Annotated in this window: 15 protein-coding genes and 1 pseudogene; 5 read left to right on the top strand and 11 right to left on the bottom strand. The window is 39.4% G+C overall.

Going from position 1 to position 19687, the window contains the following annotated elements:
- Positions 1-901: 901 nt before the first annotated feature.
- Positions 902-2068 carry a nucleotide sugar dehydrogenase gene (locus tag L652_RS0107040; protein ID WP_024596722.1) on the top strand — a complete coding sequence of 389 codons (1167 nt, stop codon included), beginning with the start codon at positions 902-904 and terminating at the stop codon, positions 2066-2068.
- Positions 2069-2417: 349 nt separating this feature from the next.
- Positions 2418-3422 carry an NAD-dependent epimerase gene (locus tag L652_RS0107035; protein WP_024596721.1) on the top strand — a complete coding sequence of 335 codons (1005 nt, stop codon included), beginning with the start codon at positions 2418-2420 and terminating at the stop codon, positions 3420-3422.
- A 196-nt stretch (positions 3423-3618) separates the two neighbouring features.
- On the opposite strand, the gene L652_RS0107030 is transcribed toward L652_RS0107035, so the two are convergent.
- The 8 genes from L652_RS0107030 to lptD form a co-directional block, all read right to left on the bottom strand.
- A complete protein-coding gene (locus L652_RS0107030) occupies positions 3619-5058 on the bottom strand; it encodes a capsule assembly Wzi family protein (protein WP_024596720.1) in 1440 nt (479 codons plus the stop codon).
- 485 nt (positions 5059-5543) lie between these two features.
- Positions 5544-7559 (bottom strand): methyl-accepting chemotaxis protein, encoded by a 2016-nt coding sequence (locus L652_RS0107025; protein WP_024596719.1) that lies wholly within the window; start codon positions 7557-7559, stop codon positions 5544-5546.
- Between the two features lie 137 nt (positions 7560-7696).
- On the bottom strand, positions 7697-8515 hold the full coding sequence (locus L652_RS0107020; protein WP_024596718.1) for a symmetrical bis(5'-nucleosyl)-tetraphosphatase: 819 nt from the start codon (positions 8513-8515) through the stop codon (positions 7697-7699).
- 8 nt (positions 8516-8523) lie between these two features.
- Complete coding sequence (apaG, locus tag L652_RS0107015) at positions 8524-8913, bottom strand: Co2+/Mg2+ efflux protein ApaG (protein WP_002960839.1); 390 nt, start codon at positions 8911-8913, stop codon at positions 8524-8526.
- The gene (rsmA, locus tag L652_RS0107010) at positions 8897-9703 is read right to left on the bottom strand and encodes a 16S rRNA (adenine(1518)-N(6)/adenine(1519)-N(6))-dimethyltransferase RsmA (protein ID WP_002960838.1); all 807 of its coding nucleotides are present in this window, start codon (positions 9701-9703) and stop codon (positions 8897-8899) included. The genes apaG and rsmA overlap by 17 nt, the downstream gene beginning before the upstream one ends.
- Positions 9700-10692: a 4-hydroxythreonine-4-phosphate dehydrogenase PdxA gene (gene pdxA, locus L652_RS0107005; protein WP_024589800.1), complete on the bottom strand. Its 993-nt coding sequence runs from the start codon at positions 10690-10692 to the stop codon at positions 9700-9702. The genes rsmA and pdxA overlap by 4 nt, the downstream gene beginning before the upstream one ends.
- A gap of 2 nt (positions 10693-10694) precedes the next feature.
- The gene (gene surA, locus L652_RS0107000; protein WP_024596717.1) at positions 10695-11990 is read right to left on the bottom strand and encodes a peptidylprolyl isomerase SurA; all 1296 of its coding nucleotides are present in this window, start codon (positions 11988-11990) and stop codon (positions 10695-10697) included.
- 30 nt (positions 11991-12020) lie between these two features.
- Positions 12021-14273, bottom strand: a complete 2253-nt coding sequence (gene lptD, locus L652_RS0106995; protein WP_024596716.1) for an LPS assembly protein LptD — start codon at positions 14271-14273, stop codon at positions 12021-12023.
- Positions 14274-14373: 100 nt separating this feature from the next.
- On the opposite strand from lptD, the pseudogene L652_RS01000000123395 reads away from it, so the two are divergent.
- From L652_RS01000000123395 to djlA, 3 genes and pseudogenes are all read left to right on the top strand, one after another.
- A pseudogene (locus L652_RS01000000123395) lies at positions 14374-15373 on the top strand (phosphotransferase).
- Positions 15370-16026 carry an N-acetylmuramate alpha-1-phosphate uridylyltransferase MurU gene (gene murU / locus L652_RS0106985; RefSeq protein ID WP_024596714.1) on the top strand — a complete coding sequence of 219 codons (657 nt, stop codon included), beginning with the start codon at positions 15370-15372 and terminating at the stop codon, positions 16024-16026. Before L652_RS01000000123395 ends, murU begins: the two are co-directional and overlap by 4 nt.
- 31 nt (positions 16027-16057) lie before the next feature.
- A complete protein-coding gene (gene djlA, locus L652_RS0106980) occupies positions 16058-16924 on the top strand; it encodes a co-chaperone DjlA (protein ID WP_024596713.1) in 867 nt (288 codons plus the stop codon).
- Here the strand turns inward: djlA and L652_RS0106975 are convergent.
- From L652_RS0106975 to rsuA, 3 genes are all read right to left on the bottom strand, one after another.
- The gene (locus L652_RS0106975; RefSeq protein ID WP_024596712.1) at positions 16907-17857 is read right to left on the bottom strand and encodes a DUF3530 family protein; all 951 of its coding nucleotides are present in this window, start codon (positions 17855-17857) and stop codon (positions 16907-16909) included. The genes djlA and L652_RS0106975 overlap by 18 nt on opposite strands.
- Positions 17858-17938: 81 nt before the next feature.
- A complete protein-coding gene (gene rluA, locus L652_RS0106970; protein WP_024596711.1) occupies positions 17939-18592 on the bottom strand; it encodes a bifunctional tRNA pseudouridine(32) synthase/23S rRNA pseudouridine(746) synthase RluA in 654 nt (217 codons plus the stop codon).
- 386 nt (positions 18593-18978) lie between these two features.
- Entirely contained in the window at positions 18979-19677 is a 699-nt protein-coding gene (gene rsuA, locus L652_RS0106965; protein WP_024596710.1) for a 16S rRNA pseudouridine(516) synthase RsuA, read from the bottom strand.
- Positions 19678-19687 lie beyond the last annotated feature (10 nt).

Below are 19687 nucleotides of genomic sequence, written 5' to 3'. Positions count from 1 at the left end.
CTCGGTGGTAAAAATGTTTTGTAGGTGAGGTTTTATACCTCGCTCATAAAGTAATTAAGACATTATTATCACCACCGAGAAGACAAGGAGAAGTGAAAGAGAAGATCTAATAACTTCTCTGTGTAGCGCGAAGCGCCTCGGTGTTCTCGGTGGTAAAAATGTTTTGTAGGTGAGGTTTTATACCTCGCTTATAGAGTAAGTAATTAAGACATTATTATCACCACAGAGAACACAGAGAAGTGAAAGAGAAGATCTAATAACTTCTCAGTGTAGCGCGAAGCGCCTCGGTGCCCTCGGTGGTAAAATTGTTTTGGGCTAAATGCTCATAAAGTGATTAAGACATTATTATCACCACAGAGAATACAGAGAAGTGAAAGAGAAGATCTAATAACTTCTCTGTGTAGCGCGAAGTGCCTCTGTGCTCTCGGTGGTAAAATTGTTTTGGGCTAAATACTCATAAAGTAATTAAGACATTATTACACCACCGAGAAGACAAGGAGAAGTGAAAGAGAAGATCTAATAACTTCTCCGTGTAGCGCAAAGCGCCTCGGTGGTAAAATTGTTTTGGGCTAAATACTCATAAAGTAATTAAGACACTATTATCACCACAGAGAAGACAAGAAGAAGTGAAGGAGAAGATCAAATAACTTCTCTGTGTAGCGCGAAGCGCCTCTGTGCTCTCGGTGGTAAAAATGTTTTGTAGGTGAGGTTTTATACCTCGCTTTTGGTAAAGTTAAATTAGATGAGCGCGAAGTAAATTTGCACCTATGGGGTGGGTTTTTATTGTGCTAATAACTTCTCGATGTAGTACCTATGTGTTGTGGGTGATAAAATTGTTTTTAAGTGAACGCTCATAAAGTAAAATTAGAATGATTAACACTATAAATATTAAGGGAATAAAATGAAAATTGCCGTTGTAGGTACAGGCTATGTAGGCCTTTCTAATGCTATGTTGTTAGCACAACACAATGAAGTGGTTGCATTAGATATAGACGAACACAAAATTGCGCTTTTAAACAATAAGCAATCGCCTATTGTTGATACTGAAATTAGTGATTTTTTAACACGCAGTGATTTAAATTTTACAGCCACGACTGATAAAGTAGCAGCGTACAAAAACGCTGATTTTGTAATTATTGCGACTCCAACCGATTACGATGTTGAAAATAACTACTTTAATACAAGCTCTGTAGAGGCTGTAATTAAAGATGCGATAGCGCATAACCCAAATGCAGTTATGGTGATTAAGTCGACTATACCGGTTGGCTTTACGCAAAATATTAAAGAGACGTTGGGTATTAGTAATTTAATATTTTCACCGGAGTTTTTACGTGAAGGTAAAGCGCTACACGATAACCTATACCCATCACGTATTGTTGTTGGTGAGCAAAGTGAGCGTGCAAGTGTATTTGCTAACTTACTTAAGCAAGGCGCTATCAAAGAAGATATTGAAGTACTTTTTACTGACTCAACTGAAGCCGAAGCTATTAAGTTGTTCTCAAACACTTATTTAGCAATGCGTGTAGCTTACTTTAATGAGCTTGATAGCTACGCTGAAGCACATGGCTTAAACTCTAAGCAAATTATACAGGGTGTTAGTTTAGACCCACGTATTGGTGATCATTACAATAATCCATCGTTTGGATATGGCGGTTACTGCTTACCAAAAGATACTAAGCAATTACGTGCAAATTATGCAAATGTACCAAACAACATTATTGGTGCGATTGTTGATGCTAATACGACACGTAAAGACTTTATTGCGGACTCAATAATTAAGCGTAGCCCTAAAGTGGTTGGTGTATATCGTTTAGTAATGAAAACAGGGTCTGATAACTTCAGAGCTTCTGCTATACAAGGTATTATGAAGCGCATTAAAGCTAAAGGTATTGAGGTAGTAGTTTACGAACCAGTACTTGAAGAAAATGAGTTTTATCACTCTCGCGTAATTAAAGACTTAAATGAATTTAAGCAAATATCTGACGTTGTTGTATCTAACCGTATGGTTGAAGAGCTCAGTGATATTGCAGACAAAGTTTATACACGCGATTTATTTGGTAGCGATTAATTAAAAGAATAGCAGTTAGGTGAAAGGCTTATAGTTTTAATTAGTGTTTTTTTTGCGTGAGCAAGCTTCACGCCTACGACTCAGCAGTATATTTGCGATGTTATTGTTGTAGGCGCTTTGCTTGCTGGCGCGTTAGCAAATAAGCATAGCTTTAAAAGTTAAAAGTACGGACTTGGATAAAAGAGTCTAGGCAGTTATTAAAAATGATATCTGCTTTAATGAAACTATTGAAACTTGGGATTAGGCTTTTAGTCTTCAATCTTCAATTTTCAATTTTCAATTTTCAATTTTCAATTTTCAATTTTCAATTTTCAATTTTCAACTTTATCAGCTTAAAGATTAGGAAATTATGAAATATTTAGTAACGGGTGCTGCTGGTTTTATTGGCGCGGCAACATGTCAAAAATTGTTAGCGGCTGGCCATGTAGTAGTCGGTATTGATAACCTTAACAACTATTACGATGTAAATTTAAAACTAGCTCGTTTAGCGCAGTTTGAAAGCCATGAAGCGTTTACATTTATTAAGCTTGATATAAGTGAACGCCCAGCAATGAGCGAGTTATTTAAAACACAGCAGTTTGATAAAGTAATACATTTAGCGGCGCAAGCCGGTGTTAGGTATTCAATAGAAAACCCTGATGCTTATGCTGATTCTAATTTAGTAGGGCATTTAAATGTACTTGAAGGGTGTCGTAATAATAAAGTTAAGCACTTGGTTTATGCTTCATCTAGCTCTGTATATGGCTTAAACGAAAAAACACCGTTTGAAACAACCGACAGTGTTGATCACCCAGTGTCGTTTTATGCTGCTACTAAAAAAGCGAATGAGCTAATGGCGCATAGCTATTCTCATTTATATAGCTTACCTACAACAGGCTTACGCTTTTTTACCGTTTATGGCCCTTGGGGTCGTCCAGATATGGCACCATATATTTTTACTAAAAAAATACTTGCCGGCGACACTATTGATATAAACAACAATGGCGATATGTGGCGTGACTTTACTTACATAGATGACATAGTAGAAGGCGTTGTTCGTGCCGCCGATGTTATACCTGTTGCAAACCCTGACTGGAGGGTTGAATCTGGTTCGCCAGCTTCTAGCTCTGCGCCGTATGCGGTTTATAATATTGGCCACGGTAGCCCAATAAACCTAATGAAGTTTATAGAAGCCATTGAGGCTGAATTAGGTACTGAAGCTAAAAAGAACTTCCGTGAAATGCAAGCCGGCGATGTTTATAAAACTTATGCTGATACTACGGATTTATTTAATGCAACAGGCTATAAAGCGCAAGTTGGTGTTAAGCAAGGCGTAAGTGAGCTTATCAAGTGGTATAAAGACTTTTATAAATAAAGGTTACAATTTGTAAGTCATTTAAAAACACTGTTTTCATTTGAGACAGTGTTTTTTATTGGCTTATAATAAAGTTAGGTTAGCTGAGCGCGAAGTAAATTCGCACCTACAGAGGTATATTGTAGGTGAGGTGTTATACCTCGCTTTGGTAAAGTTAAATTACATTAGCGCGAAATAAATTCGCACCTACAAGGTGTTAAAAATTAGCAAAGACACCTAATTTAGCAAATGAGTCACCGTATACATCCTTACCGCCATAAAAATCTACACCCCAGCTTTTAACTCCCCAAGCTGCTCTAGAAAGCTTTCTATTATAAGTTATTTGTAACTCATAGCTGGTCGTATAAACATCACTTTTGTTTTTTAAACTGCTGAATGTAGTTTGCAGGCTCTCTTTTCGATTCAATTGCCAGTTCCAATTTAAGCTAACGGCCTTAGCAGCAACATAGTCGTCGTAGATATGCTCATCACCAGCCCAGTGGCCAATTACATTGCCGTTATTTCTATTTCCATCTAGATATATACCATTGGCATACCAAAGCTCTTGCCAGTTACTGTGTTCGATGCGTAAGCTGTGTTTGTCGCTGATAAATGGAAGAAATAAACCAAAGCTATATGCATTATTACGATCCCCTCCAAGGGTATCTTCTAATGCTATTTCTGCATATAGTTCATAAGGAGTATTATAGAGTGCGTTCGAATACTCAAAAGCAATAGCACCTAGTTGATCACCTAACTCAAAGTTAACGTCGTTTGTGTCATCTTCGCCAACATTATCTTTGCTTCCGGGGCTAAAAAAACCTTCAGCAAAATCTTTTAATGATACATCTCTTGGTCCCCCACCGAACTGCATGAGACGGCTTAAACTGACAGTCAGATTGTCAGTTATTGCTAAGCTAGTATGCAGGCCGAATAAGTAAGGTTTTCCGGGTTCATATTCTCGATCTTCTGCGTTTTCGACTCTTTTGTTTTTTAAGATACCTCTTTGCTCAGAGAGTTGAGTAATAAACATATCGTATCGAATATTAAAGCTAGTTATGGGGGCTACATTACTTATGGATATAGATGGAGTTGTTTCGGCTTGTGTGCTGAGTAACATTGCGCTGTTGTTAAAAGGTGAATACCAATGCTCTCTATAACCGATATCAAGTTGTGCATATTTGAAGCCTAAGTACATGATACTTTGCGTTAGTAATATTTCATCCTCGTTGGCTATACCCACTGCACTCATACCGAAGTAATCACCAAAATTAGAATAAGCACCACCTTCAACTATTAGGTTTGTTTTTGTTGTTTGGCCGCGTTGATTTGGTATGTTCCTTTCATTCGTGCCTGCTGATAAAGTTACTTTAGCAAGAGTGGTTGCGCTTGATTGTATATAAGGATTAATTTGATAAGTAAGTATGTGATAAAGCTCAGGGTAGTCATACCTTATGGTTTGTAATATTCGATAAATATCGTGAGATTTATAAGGTTTACTCATAATGTGTGTGTTTTTACTTACAGCTAAAAGTTGTTGTACTAAGTGCTCAAGTTCTGGGGCTTGATTTAAAGGTAAGTAGGGTGATACGCCACCTTTAGCAACAGCATTTGCACTGATTGCCATCCCGATAAACAGTGATATTTTTTTGAGCATAATTATTCCGTTAGCAAAAATTTGTTTAAGTAAAAACGTTAACGCGAGGTTAGCAATAAACGCCTAAGTAAGGAAGAAAAAAGCGATATATTAGTAGTTAGTAATTGATGTATATAAGTTGTAAGTGAGGTTTTATACCTCGCTTATAGAGCATGATTAAGACATTATTATCACCACAGAGAAGACAAGGAGAAGTGAAAGAGAAGATCTAATAACTTCTCAGTGTAGCGCGAAGCGCCTCTGTGTCCTCGGTGGTAAAAATGTTTTGGGCTAAATACTCATAAAGTAATTCAGACATTATTATCACCACCGAGAAGTGAAGGAGAAGATCTAATAACTTCTCAGTGTAGCGCGAAGCGCCTCTGTGCTCTCGGTGGTAGAATTGTTCTGTAGGTGAGGTTTTACATCTCATTTCTAAAGGTCTTATAAACAAAAACCCCGATGGTACTGTGTACCATCGGGGTTTTTTAATCGTTTTAGTAAACTTAAACTTTAAATTCGTCTACCGACAAGCGAAGCTCTTCAGCAAGTTTTGCTACTTCTGAACTTGAAATATTAGTTTGGTTTGCGCCTTCGGCTGTTTGCTCTGCTATGGCTACAATCGACTCAAGGCGTTCGCTAATTTCTTGTGCTACTTGTTGTTGCTCAAGTGCTGCAGTCGAAATTTCTTCACTTACATCGTGAGCCTGCGAAACCGCAAATGTAATTGAATCAAGTGCGCTACTTGCTAGGTCGGTTTGCTCAACACACGATACCGCACGTTGTTTACCTTTACTCATTGCCGTTACTGCAGCTTCTGCACCTGTTTGTAGTGATTCAATCATTGATTGTATCTCTTGGGTCGACTCTTGAGTTTTACTCGCTAGAGAGCGTACTTCATCTGCTACAACAGCAAAGCCTCGGCCATATTCACCAGCGCGTGCAGCTTCAATTGCGGCATTTAGTGCAAGTAGGTTAGTTTGATCCGCTATTCCTCGTATTACATCTAAAATGCTGCCGATTGAGGCGCTATCTTGATGCAGTTTATTAATTACTTGTGAGGCGTCATCTACTTCACGTGCTAATTGCTCAATTGTGGCTTTGTTGTTATTTGAAATACCTTTAACGCGTTCAGCTTCTTTGTCAGCGTTTTTAATTTCGCTAAGTGCTTGTTGAGCGCTGTTGCTAACCGTTTGCGATGTACTGCTCATTTCGGTTGTTGCGGTTGCGGCTTGTTCAACTTGTGCTTGCTGGTTACGAATTGCTTGGCTTGATTCTGAGGTAATGGCCGATGTTTGCTCTGATGCTGCTGCAAGTTGAGTGGAACGCGAAATAATACCTTTAATTAGGCTGCGTAGGCTGTCAATTAGCGTGTTACAGCTTTTAGATAGTTCGCCAAATTCGTCTTTAGCGCTGTCGTCTAATCGTTGTGTCATGTCGCCACTGGCAACAATATCTAAAATACGGTTAACTTCAGCAAGAGGCTTGGTAATACGGCTAACGGTAATAATAGCAATCGCGATAGCTAATAGAGTGGCTATAATCATACCAACCCAGGTCCACAAATTAGCTGAATCTACGTCGCTACGTACACCTTGCTGTAATTTGAACGCAACGTCACTTGCTTGTTTAACAAGCTCATCAATTTGGTTAAGTGCCATTTGGGTTGCTTGTTCTGACTGGGCAAGCTCTGATTGCGTAAGCGTAATCGAATCAATTAAACGCTTTTTGTTTGCAGCTAAACCATTACTACCTTTTATATTACTGTCTAGGGTATCAACATATTCTTTTAAGCTTGTGTATAAATCGCTGTGCGTTTGCTCTATAGCGGGCTGAATTAACGCAACGGTACGTATTACTTCTTCTAAGTAATACGTTTGCTCGTTTTTAACGATGTCGAGTGTATTAAGCGTTTTAACAGTCAGCATGTCGGTGCTGTTACTAACTACCGACATAAAGTTGTTTTCTAAATTATTTGCAGCTTGATAAGCACGTGGATAGTTTTGCTCAAACCCATCTATATCAATAATATCAAGTACGACTGAATTGGCATCTTCAGCTGAAAGCTCAATGTTTTCGAGTTGTGCATTTAGAGATTTATTAAGCGCAAGTTGTTTGCTTTTGTCTTCTAATAAATTTTCAACAGTACTTAAAAAACTTAAATAGGTTTTTTCTACGTTTTGGCTGCTTTGATTTAGTGCCGTATCGTTTTTTACTACGTCTTGAAGCTCACGGTGCAGCGTGTTGAATTGCTGTTTTTGCTCAAGGACTTGTGCTTTTATTGGTGCAAGCTCATTGGCTGATGTAGTGTAAAAGCTCGCTTGTGCGGCTTTACTCATTAAAATAAATTCGGCTTGTAGCTCAGAGCTTTTATTTAATGCTGGGAGTGATAGTTGGTTCACTTTTTGAGTGGAACGGTCAATATTTGCAATTTTTATTAAGGAATTACCACCAATTATTAATAATAATAGTGTGATAAATATAAAACCACCCCAAATACGCTGGCTTACTGTCAGGTTCATAAGATTTCCACTCAAAAAGTACTTCAATTAAGACTTATCGGCGTTTGTACCAATAAGTTAAGTAATTAAAATCAATTACTTTAATTAATTTTAACTATTAATTGATAAATCTAACAGATGTATTGTTTTTTTTCAGTTTATTTAGACGAAAGGTGGGAATTTTCTACAATTACTTTTTTAGTACTCAGCTCCATTAGGCTCATGGTGTTACCCCATACGCAGCCTGTATCTAGGGCGTGAACCCGTGAATTACCTGTTCTACCTTCAAGTGCGGCCCAGTGACCAAAAATAATATCGTGTTTAGATTTAGCTATATTGGGGTGGTTAAACCAAGGAGTGAGAGTTTCGCTGTCGGTTATTCCACCCTTTGCATTAAGCTCGAGTTTGTTATCACTTGTTAAAAAACGCATGCGGGTAAAGTAATTAACTATGTATCTAAACTTTGCAAAGTCATCAAGGGTATTCGACCACTTAGCGGGGTGAGGCTGATACATGTGTTCAAAAAACGCTTTTGCGTTACTTGATTGATAACAGCTTTGTGCAAATTGAGCTTGTTTTAGCGCATCTTCAACAGACCAATCGGGATTTAACCCCGCATGAGATATAAAGCAGTTATGTTTTATAAGCTCTAAAGCCAATGGCTGGGTTTGTAAAAAAGCGATGTAGTTAGCCAATTTAGGGCTTTCAAATATTGAGTTTAATTTATCTTTTGGATTGATAGGTTTGTTAAGAAAGTAGCAGGCAACCATGTGAAGGTCGTGATTGCCTAAAGTGATGGTCATGCTATTTTGATGTTGGTAAATATAGTCTAAGCAGGCTAGGGAGTCAGGCCCGCGAGCAACTATGTCGCCAACTAAATATAGGTGATCTTTACTTGGCTTAAAATCAACCCGTTGTAAAAGGGTGTTAAATTCACTAAAACACCCTTGTAAATCACCTATCGCATAATCTGCCATCTAAGTGCTTAATGCAAAATGTTAGGGCAAGCCAAACGAAACACATTAATAGGCGCCTGAAACTCAGAGCCAAACTCGTTGCGTAACGTGTAATGGCCTTGCATAGTGCCTACAGGTGTATCTAAAATTGCACCGCTGGTGTATTTATAGCTTTCGCCTGGGCCAATATCTGGCATTTCGCCAACAACGCCTTCGCCTTCAACTTCTACTTGTTTGCCATTTGCATCGGTAATTAACCAATAGCGGCTCAGTAATTTTGCACTGCATAAACTATGGTTTTTAATTGTTACCGAGTAAGCAAATACGTATTTTTCAAGCTCAGGTTGAGATTGGCCTTCTACGTAAAATGTTTCTACAGATACCTTTACAGGCGATCCAATGTTACTGCTTGTTGTCATAAATCCAGTTAGCTATATCAATAAATTGTTGTAAAGATAAGCGCTCAGCACGCAGCGTTATATCAATGCCAATGCTAGTTAGTTCTTCTGCGGTAAGTAAGTTACCTAAACTGTTACGTAGCGTTTTGCGGCGCTGGTTAAATGCTTCTAAACACACGGTGTTTAAAATTTTAACGCTTTTTGCTGTACGTTGCTCTGGCTTTTTAGGTATTAAACGAATAACAGCAGAGTCAACTTTTGGCGCTGGTTTAAAGCACTCAGGTGGTACTTCAACAACCGGCATTGCATTACAGTAGTATTGAGTCATTACGCTTAAGCGGCCAAATGTTTTACTACCTGGGCCTGCTACCATGCGTTTTACTACTTCTTTTTGAAGCATAAAGTGCATGTGCTCAATATGATCTGAAAATTCAAAAAGGTGAAACAATAACGGTGTCGAAATATTGTAAGGTAAGTTACCAAACACTTTTAATTTTTTGTCATCGCGAACCAAGCTTGCAAAGTCAAACGTCATTGCATCGCCTTGGTTAACGGTTAATTTAGGACCCAAAAATGGATGTTCAATTAATCGTTGTGCTAAATCTTTATCTAATTCAACAACCGTTAAATGGCCGCTTAAGTCGGCTACTGGCTCAGTAATTGCGCCAAGGCCGGGGCCAATTTCTACTAAGTTGTCTTCTGGTTTAGGATCAATCGCAGAGACTATTTTATCGATGATAGATTCATCAAATAAAAAGTTTTGCCCAAAACGCTTACGAGCGCGGTGTCCTAAATGTACTTTATCGGTCATTGATTTTGTGCTTTTTCTTGGGCGAGCTTAATTGCTTCGCGGATCGCTAATTCAAAACTGCCAACGTCAGCTGTACCAGTACCTGCTAAATCGAGTGCAGTACCGTGGTCAACTGAGGTGCGGATAAATGGTAAGCCAAGGGTAATATTTACCGATTTACCAAATCCTTTGTATTTTAGCACAGGTAATCCCTGATCGTGATACATAGCAAGTACTGCATCTGCTTCAGATAGGTATTTATGTTGAAATAAAGTATCGGCCGGTAGTGGGCCAATTAAATTCATCCCTTCGCTTCTAAGTATTTCAAGCGTTGGGGTGATTGTTTCTATTTCTTCACGACCTAAATGGCCATCTTCACCTGCATGTGGGTTTAAGCCACACACTAAAATACGTGGTTTTTCTATCCCAAACTTAGTTTGTAGGTCGTGATTTAAAATACCCGCTACTTTAGTTAAGCGCTCAGGAGTAATGGCACGCGATACATACGCAAGTGGAATATGCGTGGTTACAAGTGCAACACGTAAACCTTCAGTTGCAAGCATCATAACTACATCTGCAGTATTTGATTGCTGCGCAAAATACTCAGTGTGTCCGCTAAATGAAATGCCCGCTTTGTTAATAATGCCTTTGTGAACAGGGCCCGTAACAACCGCATCGAACGTGCCATCCATGTTTTTTTCACTTGCTATACGCAAGGTATCTAACACGTATTGGCCGTTACCGTCGTTTAGTACGCCAAGCTCTACATCCGCACCTAAATCAACCTGATGAATATACAAACTGCCCGCAGGTGCTGCTATGGCGGGGGCATTATCATCAAATTCAATTAAGTTTATTGTTAAGCCTAAATGCTTTGCACGCTCTTTTAATAGCTTGCCATCAGCAATCGCTATAAGTTGAGCGTCCCACGCTTGCTGAGCAAGCGTGAGTAGCAAATCTGGGCCAATACCGGCTGGTTCTCCCGGTGTAATAGCAATTCTTAGAGTCATATTTATTGGTCTATAGGGAAAATTTCAACGTGAGCTTGCTCGCGCATTTCTTGCTGCCAGTTAAAACTTTCTTCCTTAAATTTACGGTTAAACAACATACCGTGAGCACGGTTACGTTTAGCTAGTTCAGTTTTATCAGCTACACGTTTGCCAAGTAACTGCACAATATGCCAACCAAATTGTGTTCTAAACGGTTCGCTTATTTCATTTTCTTTAAGAGAAAGTAATGTATCTTTAAACGCAGGTACGTAGGTAGTTGGATCTGTCCAATCGTACTCGCCACCTTTAAGTGCAGAGCCAGGATCTTCTGAGTACTCTTTAGCAAGTTCACCAAAGTCGGCTGTTCCTGCGCGTAAGTCTTTTGCAAAGCCTGCAAGCATTGAGCGTGCTTTTTCTTCACTTAAAATAATTGAAGGTTTAATAAGTATATGGCGTGAACGTACTTCAGTTGTTTCTACAACTTGTAGACCACGAACGTCTTGTACTTTTATGATATGAAAACCAGCACCAGAGCGAAGTGGGCCAACAATAGCGCCTTTCTTTTGCCCTTTTACTGCTTCAGCAAAAAGCGATGGCATTTCGTTAATGCCCATGTAACCAAGTTGTCCACCTTCAAGTGCTTTAGAGCCGCTTGATGATGAAATAGCAATACGCTTAAACTCTTGGCCATCGTTTAATAGCTCAATAACCTTATCTGCACGTGTTTTTGCATCAGCAATTTCGTCAGCTGTTGCATCGTTAGGGATATCTATTAAAATATGACCAATGTCGTACTCTTCAGCACTTTGACCTTGGGTTTCCATAATTTTTAAAAGGTTATCAACTTCTTGTTCGCTAATATAAATACGACGATCAACGCTTGCACGTGTTACTTGCTGCGTTGTGATTTCTTTACGAATTTCTTCACGGTAAGCTTGAAAGCTTTCGCCCGAACCTTCAATAGTGCGGCGTAAGTCGGCGATTGTTCCGCCTTGCTCTTTTGCCATGTTAGCGAGAGTTTGATCGAGTTGGCTGTCTGAGATTTGTAACCCCATACGCTCAGCCATTTGAATCATAAGCGCTTGATTAACTAAACGCTCTACAGCTTGTACACGAAGTGTTTCATCTTTTGGTAATTGCTGGCCTTGTTCTTGTGCTTGCTTTTTAACACGATCAATTATGGTGTCTACTTCGCTTTTTAAAATTACGCCTTGGTTTACAACGCCAATAACTTTATCTATTTCTACTGGTGCAGCCATTACACTTTGACAAAGGCTGGCACTTAAAACTGCTGATGTTAATAATTTTTTTAAATTCATATTCTTTTTACTACTCTTGCTGATAGTACTCTAGTTACTAAGAAAATACGGTCTACGATAGCCAAAAATACCTTGTTGTAATAATTTTTGTGCATCATAACGGCTTTTACTGCCAAGTCCTTTTAATACAAAATTCAAACTAATACCTGAATCAAAAGTTGCTTGTTCTTGTCCTATTGACTGATTTAAATCAGTTTCAATTTGGCGATGGCCAGTAATTTGGATAGCCCAACAGCATGATTCATACTGTAATCCGCTCAATACTTCGATACTTCTGTTGTTTTCAAGATCTCGATGATAGCTCGCAATAAATTGCCATTCGTCGCTAATAGGAATACTTGTAAATACACCTGCTTGCTCGATTGTATTTCCTGAGACATCATTTGCATAGCGATGGTTCAATTGTACTAGCTGATTATTATCACCTTTATAATCAAGCGTTACATTTGACTGTACCATTTGCTTGCCATCTGTATCATATTGAATACCTCCAGCGAGGTACCAACGGCGGTGCCAATGTAACATGGTTTGAGCTGCAAATAGTGCATTATAATTAGTGTCTGAGTTTAAGCCTTGCTCTGTTGGCTTGGCATCGTCACTTAAATAAAATATTTGGCCCGCACTAAAGTTAAACACTTCTTCTTGTTTTTTATCAAATAAGCGCGTTGTAGCACCTAAAGTAAACTGATTAGCAGCTGCTATACGGTCAACACCCGAAAAGCGCACGTCTCTAAATAAACCATAATAATCATCTTGCAGTTTGGTTGTATCAAACAAGCCAATGTCTGACTGATCTTTATTAGGTGTATATAAATACTGAATTTGCGGCTCTAGTGTTTGTATACCATCTTCGAAAAAGTAAGATGCTTCACGCTCAAAGTTAAGTTGAGAGTACAAACGTACTTTTGGGATAGTACGCGATACGGTATCGCTGTATTGCGTGCCGGTTAAGTTTCCGCTTTGCTTATAATTTGTTTGTAATAAGCTCACTTCAGATAAAAATGACCACGCATGCGTAGCGTAGTTGTAGCGTGCTTTTGGCTCTACGTGTACACGAGTTGCGCTGTCTATGGCCACTTCTGATGAATCATTAGTAAAATGGCTAATCTCGCCCGACACACTAAAGTCAAAATTATCAAAACGCCAAGGCGTTGTTTGCGTAAAATTAACTTGTGGTATTGCAGTGTATGACTCTAAGTGATCGCCGAGTACTTCAAAGTTTTGCACTTTTATATCGGTGCGCCATGTATCACCTAAATGGGTAAGTGAGCCAGTACGATACAATTGAGTATCGGTTTTACTTGCGTAGTTTGAAGTTAAGTCGGTGATGTAGTTATCATCACTCACATTGGTTATATCAACGTTTGCGCGCCAGTTTTCACCTAGGTAGCTTTGCTGTTGCCAATGAAACATGTAGCGTTCATTTAAATCAGGCTCAGAATCATCACTATCTAAGTATTCAATCCCTACTAAGCCTTCGTGTTGCTCTGTTAGGTATCTAAATTCTGTTTGTAATTGCAGCCCTTTGTTAGACATATAACGAGGGGTAATAGTGGCATCAAAATTAGGTGCAATATTTAAATAATACGGCGTAATTGTTTCAAGGCCGTATTTGTCAGAGCTTGAAATGGTCGGGGTAAGTAAGCCCGATTTACGACGCTCATCCAGCGGGAATGTAAAATAAGGTAAATATAAAACCGGTGTATCTAAAATACGCAATACGGCGTTATATGTTTCGCCCCAGCCTTCTTCGCGTGAAAGGTTTATTTCGTCAGCTTCAATTTCCCATGCTGGGGTGTCACTTGGGCAAGTAGTAAAGCTTGCATTCATGAGTAATAGGCCAGACTGATTAACAGTGAGCTTTTCAGCGCCGCCTTTACCTTGTTGTTCGGTTAGGCTGTAGTCGGCGCCTAACAAACTGACTTCTGAATTATTTAAATCGGCATTTAATCCGGTGCTGTTTACTTTACTTACGTAGTCTTGATAAGTAATTGGCCCCGTTGCATTTAATAAACCACGCTGTTTGTCTATCAACGCAGTTTGTGCGGACAAACTCATCTTAAGGGTGTTAATATCAACATTGCCGGTAAATTCAGCGCTTTGAGTGCCAAGTAGCTCAACATCATCAGCTTGGATATCAACTTCACCAAGGTTAAGGCCTTCTAGTGGTTGCCAAGCTCTGGTTTGCATTGAAATGCCACAAAGGTTGTGTGCCAGTTCAGTTTCGGCAAGCGATGGTGCGCTAACTACGCTTAGCATCAATATGCCCCAGGTTTTGCTCATTTATCGACCTTAATACTTTGTGTTTAATATAATATACACATAATAAAGGAAAATAATGGCAATTACAGTAATTGACCTATAAAAATAGATATCTAATAAAATGACACGCTTTGAGAATTTACAACAATTTATAAACACACACCTTAATGCCAAGTCGCATACTTTAAACGCGATCACGGGGGATGCTAGCTTTCGCCGTTATTATCGTTTAAATCACGATAATAAACATTTAATAGTGATGGACTCAGATCCAAAAAAAGTGAATAACGAACCTTACATTTCGCTAAACCAGGTGTTTGTTGAGCAAGGTTTTTTACTTCCCACTATTATTGCAAGCGATGAGAAACAGGGCTTTTTTATTCTCAGTGATTTAGGCAGTACGCACTTAGCTGACATGCTTGATGATGCAAATCGCACCGAGCATTACCAAGCATTAATTAATTTAAGTGCTCAGTGGGCAAAAACGCCCACAGCTTCTGCTATGCAAGCGTATAACGAAGATTTTATAAAGCTAGAGCTTGATATATTTAGCCAGTGGTTAGTAAGCGACTTTATTAATGAGCCACTCAGTGCCGAACAAAAAATAATGTGGCAAGCAAGTTCAGAGCTATTAATAAAGGCGATGCTTGAGCAACCTACGGTTACCGTTCATCGTGATTACCATAGCCGTAATATTATGAATAGNCGGCCAGTGGGCCATTATAGATTATCAAGATGCTGTACGCGGGCCGCTTTGCTACGACTTAGTATCGCTACTGCGCGATTGCTACTTTAAATTGCCAGAGCAAGAGTTAACAAGTTTACTTGATTTTGCTTATCAAGAATTTACAGCTCAAAATTTACTGACTAACACTTCATTCGATGAGTTTAAATATTGGTTTGATTTAACCGGATTACAGCGCCACTTAAAAGCTGCGGGTATATTTTGTCGATTGTATTTACGCGATGGTAAAACAGGTTATTTAGATAATATTTTACCGACGCTTGATTACATTATTGAAGTAGCAGCAATTTACCCAGAGCTTAAAGCATTGAGTGAGTGGACAAAAAATACCATAGTGCCAAAAGTGACTGAAAAGTTGGCAAAGGAGCGCTCATGAAAGCGATGATTTTAGCTGCAGGGCGCGGGCAAAGAATGATGCCGCTAACGCAAAATATGCCAAAGCCAATGTTAAAAGTGGCTGAAAAACCACTTATTGAGCACCATATAAATAACCTTAAAGCAGCCGGCATTACCGATATTGTAATAAACCTTGCGTGGCAGGGTGATAAAATAAAAGACTACTTTAAAGATGGCAGTCAATTGGGCGTAAATATACTTTATAGCCAAGAAGTTGAAGGTGGCCTTGAAACTGCCGGCGGTATTATTGAAGCGTTACCGTTGTTGGGCGACTCGTTCATTGTAATAAATGGCGATGTATACACCGACTATGATGTAAGTGCGCTAATGCAACTTCATTTACAACCCGGTGAGGCGCACATAGTGCTTATAGAAAACCCGCCACACAATCCAGATGGCGACTTTGCGTTGAGCCATTTGCCGGCTGAGAGTCAAAAATATACATTTTCAGGGATTGGCCGCTATAAGGCTGATTTTTTTAAAGGATTAACGCAAGGTATTCGCCCTTTAGGGCCTATTTTACGTGAAAAGCTAAATGAACATTTAGTCTCTACTGAGCTCTACATAGGGCAGTGGGATGACATTGGTACACCAGAGCGTTTAAACCAATTAAACACGCGCCTTGAGGCGTAACAACTCAATTTTTAAGAAGGCAGTATTATAGATGTGGGGAAAAATTCTCGGTTTTTGTTTTGGCTTTATGTTTGGCAAAATATTTGGTGCTATTTTAGGTTTATACCTAGGTCATTTATTTGATAAAAGCTTAAAAAATAACTTTGATAAAGCAGGCGGTTTTTCTAGCTTATTTAGTGGTGACGATGTTCACGAGCGCCAAGCTTTATTCTTTTCAAGCTGCTTTGCTGTTATGGGGCACATTGCAAAATCGAATGGCCGAGTGAGCGAAATACACATAAAAGCGGCTAACTTATTTATGGACGAAATGGGCTTAAAGGGCGAAGAACGCCGCGAAGCACAACATGCATTTCAGTCAGGTAAAGAGAGCGACTTTTCACTTAAAGAAACCGTACACGATTTTAAAGAACGCTTTGCTAAACGAAACGATCTAATACAGTTGTTTTTAGAAATACAAATACAAATGGCGTTTTCTGACGGGGTATTAGCCGAACAAGAAAAGCAATTATTAGCAGAAGTAAGTAAACAGCTAGGCATTTCTAAAACACACTTTGCATTTGTATTAAAACGTTATCAAGCTGAGTTTAACTTTAGAAAGCAACAACAGCGCTTTAATCAGCAGCAACAAAGCCAAGGTCAAAGTAGTAGCTACCGTGAGGGTTCTGGCCATCATGCACCGCCAAATAATAATATGAACCGCGCGCAAGCATTGGCGTTATTAGGCTTAAATAGCGATGCAACGCAGCGTGATATAAAAGTAGCGTACCGTAAACTTATGTCGCAACATCATCCAGATAAATTAGTATCGCAAGGTTTACCAAAGCATATGATGGAATTGGCTGTTAAAAAGAGCCAAGATATTCAAGCCGCTTATGAGTATTTAAAAAAGTCGGCGTAAAAAACCGTCTATTTCTTTTGTTAGGCGTGCGTGTTGACCAGGTTGATCGCGCAGGCCAAACAATTGGCGTTGGCGGTAATCAAACTTTGCATTTCGCTCAACCCAGCGCTGACGATTTTTAAGGCTCATTAAAATGTCTGTGCTGTCATTATCGTAGTAAATATCAAGCAAGGCGGGTGTAACAAGTGACGCTGTTTGGCTCAAACTTTTGTTACGCTTAGTATTAGGTAAGTAACTGCTTAAACTTATAAACGCATCTAGTCTCTCATCTGGAAAATCTGCATAGTACTCCAACAACACACCCGCACTAGTACCTTGTGCAATAACCACTATATTACTCGAATCTTCCATAGCGGTTTGATACAGCGCATTAAACCGAGAAATGAGATTTATTTTATAGTCATCAAGTATGTCGTCAGTTACTTTTTCAATTGCATTAACATAATGAGGTTCTTCTTTTATTTTTGCAGGCTGCGGTTGTGCGTTTGTTGCTGTGTCGGGTGATGCAGGCTCATCGGCTTTACTAGGGGCTGTTTCTGCTTCATTAGGCGTTGCTTCGGCCATTTTACTTGCTTGCCAATCAATGTCGGGTACTGTCATTGCGTAGGTGCTGTAGCCTAAATTATTAAGCTCTTTGCGCAAGTAACTCATACCTGAATTATTGGTAGGTGAAGAGTGCCAATCGGGTATAAGTATTACGATACCTCTAAAGTTACTACTCATATATTCGCTATAAAGGCTTAAAAATTCCGTTTCACCCGCTAATATTGGCTTTATTTCATCACTTGGCAGTAGTCGCTCAATGTCGCTATTTTTAATACTTGATAAACTAGGTGGGGCAATATGTTCAGCCGCGTAGGCGGGGTTAGCTAAAAGTAGCGCACAGCTGAGCTGTATATAAAAAGCTGCTTTTAAAAACCGTGAAAATAGCATAACGCACCTAACTAATGACAATTAGTTAGGTATCGGCAAGGTTATCTAAAAGTTTAATAATTTACGAAGTATTTGCGCCGGTTAAAATTCTGGCTCAGCTTCAAAAGTAAGTACTTGCTCAGTTTTAGGGTGCTTTAATTTCAGCATTTGAGCATGTAATTGTAAGCGAGGAGCGGCAGCAAGTGCCTCTTTGTGGGCGTAAAGTCTATCACCTAAAATAGGGTGACCCAAGCTTAACATATGCACACGTAACTGATGCGAGCGACCAGTGATGGGGGTTAGTTCTACACGGGTTGCATTTTCTTCACGCTCAAGTATTTTAAAATGCGTAAGCGAAGGTTTACCTCTGTCGTGATCAACCATTTGTTTAGGGCGATTAGGCCAGTCACAAATAAGGGGTAAATCTACTGATCCTGTTTCAGCTTCAAGGTGTCCGTATATACGTGCTATGTAACGTTTCGCTGTTTCGCGCTCTTGAAACTGCATACTTAAATGTCTGTGCGCTGCTTTATTCATGGCAAGGCACAGTATGCCAGAAGTCGCCATATCTAAGCGGTGCACTATTCTTGCTGTTGGAAAAACACGATTAACACGATTAATTAAGCTGTCGGCATGTTTAGGATCTTTACCTGGGACAGTTAATAACTCACTTGGTTTATTAACTATCAGTAAGTCGTCATCCTGAAATAGTATCGTTAAATACGGATTCATAGGGGGATTGTAGTTAACTAACACGGCCGACCTTAGTAATTTTGAAGGGCGCTATTTTAGTAGAGCAAGCCAACAGGCTCAAGTAAAAGTTTGGCTATATTGTTTTAGTTAGGGCGTGTTGAACGTTGGTGGTTGAATTTGCAGTAGTATGTTTGGTTTTTAGGCAAGGCAGAGCCTATGTAGTGTGGTTATTCCCCATAATTAGGCGATAACGCAGCATAAATGCCAAACATGCTCTGCCCTTTGGGTTCTTTCTAGGGGCGATTAACTCTTTGTTGCTCGATTTTTACTTAGCCCACTAGGTTACAAACCTCGCGCCGCGATTAAATCGCCCCTAGATTGAACAAATTTCAATCCACAAAGCTCAACACGCCCTAGTATATCCAAACTTAGGCTCCTTTAAAGCGCTTTTATAACTTAATTTCTTCGGGTGTTAATAATCGATATTCACCACTGGCCAAGTTTTCATCTAGGGTAATTCCCGCAATCTGCTCGCGATGTAACTCAACCACTTTGTTATCTACCGCGTAAAGCATACGCTTAACTTGATGATACTTACCTTCACTTATTGATAAACGCAGTCCGTAATTAGCAAGTCGTTCGGCAATAGCTGGGCGGGTTAATTCTTTTTCGTTATGCAGCATGACACCTGTACGTAATTGCTCAAGTGCTTCATCGGTAATAGGCTCTTGAGTTTCGACTAGGTAGGTTTTAAATTTATTGCTTTTAGGCGACGTAATTTTATGTGACCAATCGCCATCATTAGTAATAATAACTAACCCGGTGGTATCTATATCAAGACGACCTGCCACGTGAAAATCGCTCATATTTGGCTCATCAAGTAAGTCAAAAACGGTTTTATGAAGCTCATCGCTGTTAGCGCATACATAGCCAACAGGTTTATTTAGCATGTAATAGCGCTTACCTAAAAATACCAAAGGCGTACCTTGGTGCAGAACTTCATCTTGCTGGGCTAGCTGAAAATTATGTGATGTGATTACTTCGCCATTCACGCTTACTTCTTTTCGCTTAATACTAGCGCGAGCTTGCGTGCGCGGTATTTCAGCTAAGTGGCTAATAAATTTATCTAAGCGGCAAGGGAATTTCATTTTGGTTCAC

The organism is Pseudoalteromonas sp. TB25 (genome assembly GCF_000497995.1).
GTDB classification, from domain to species: Bacteria; Pseudomonadota; Gammaproteobacteria; order Enterobacterales; family Alteromonadaceae; genus Pseudoalteromonas; species Pseudoalteromonas distincta.
Note: the sequence above shows the minus strand (reverse complement) of the source record. Positions and strands in the feature narration are given on the sequence as shown.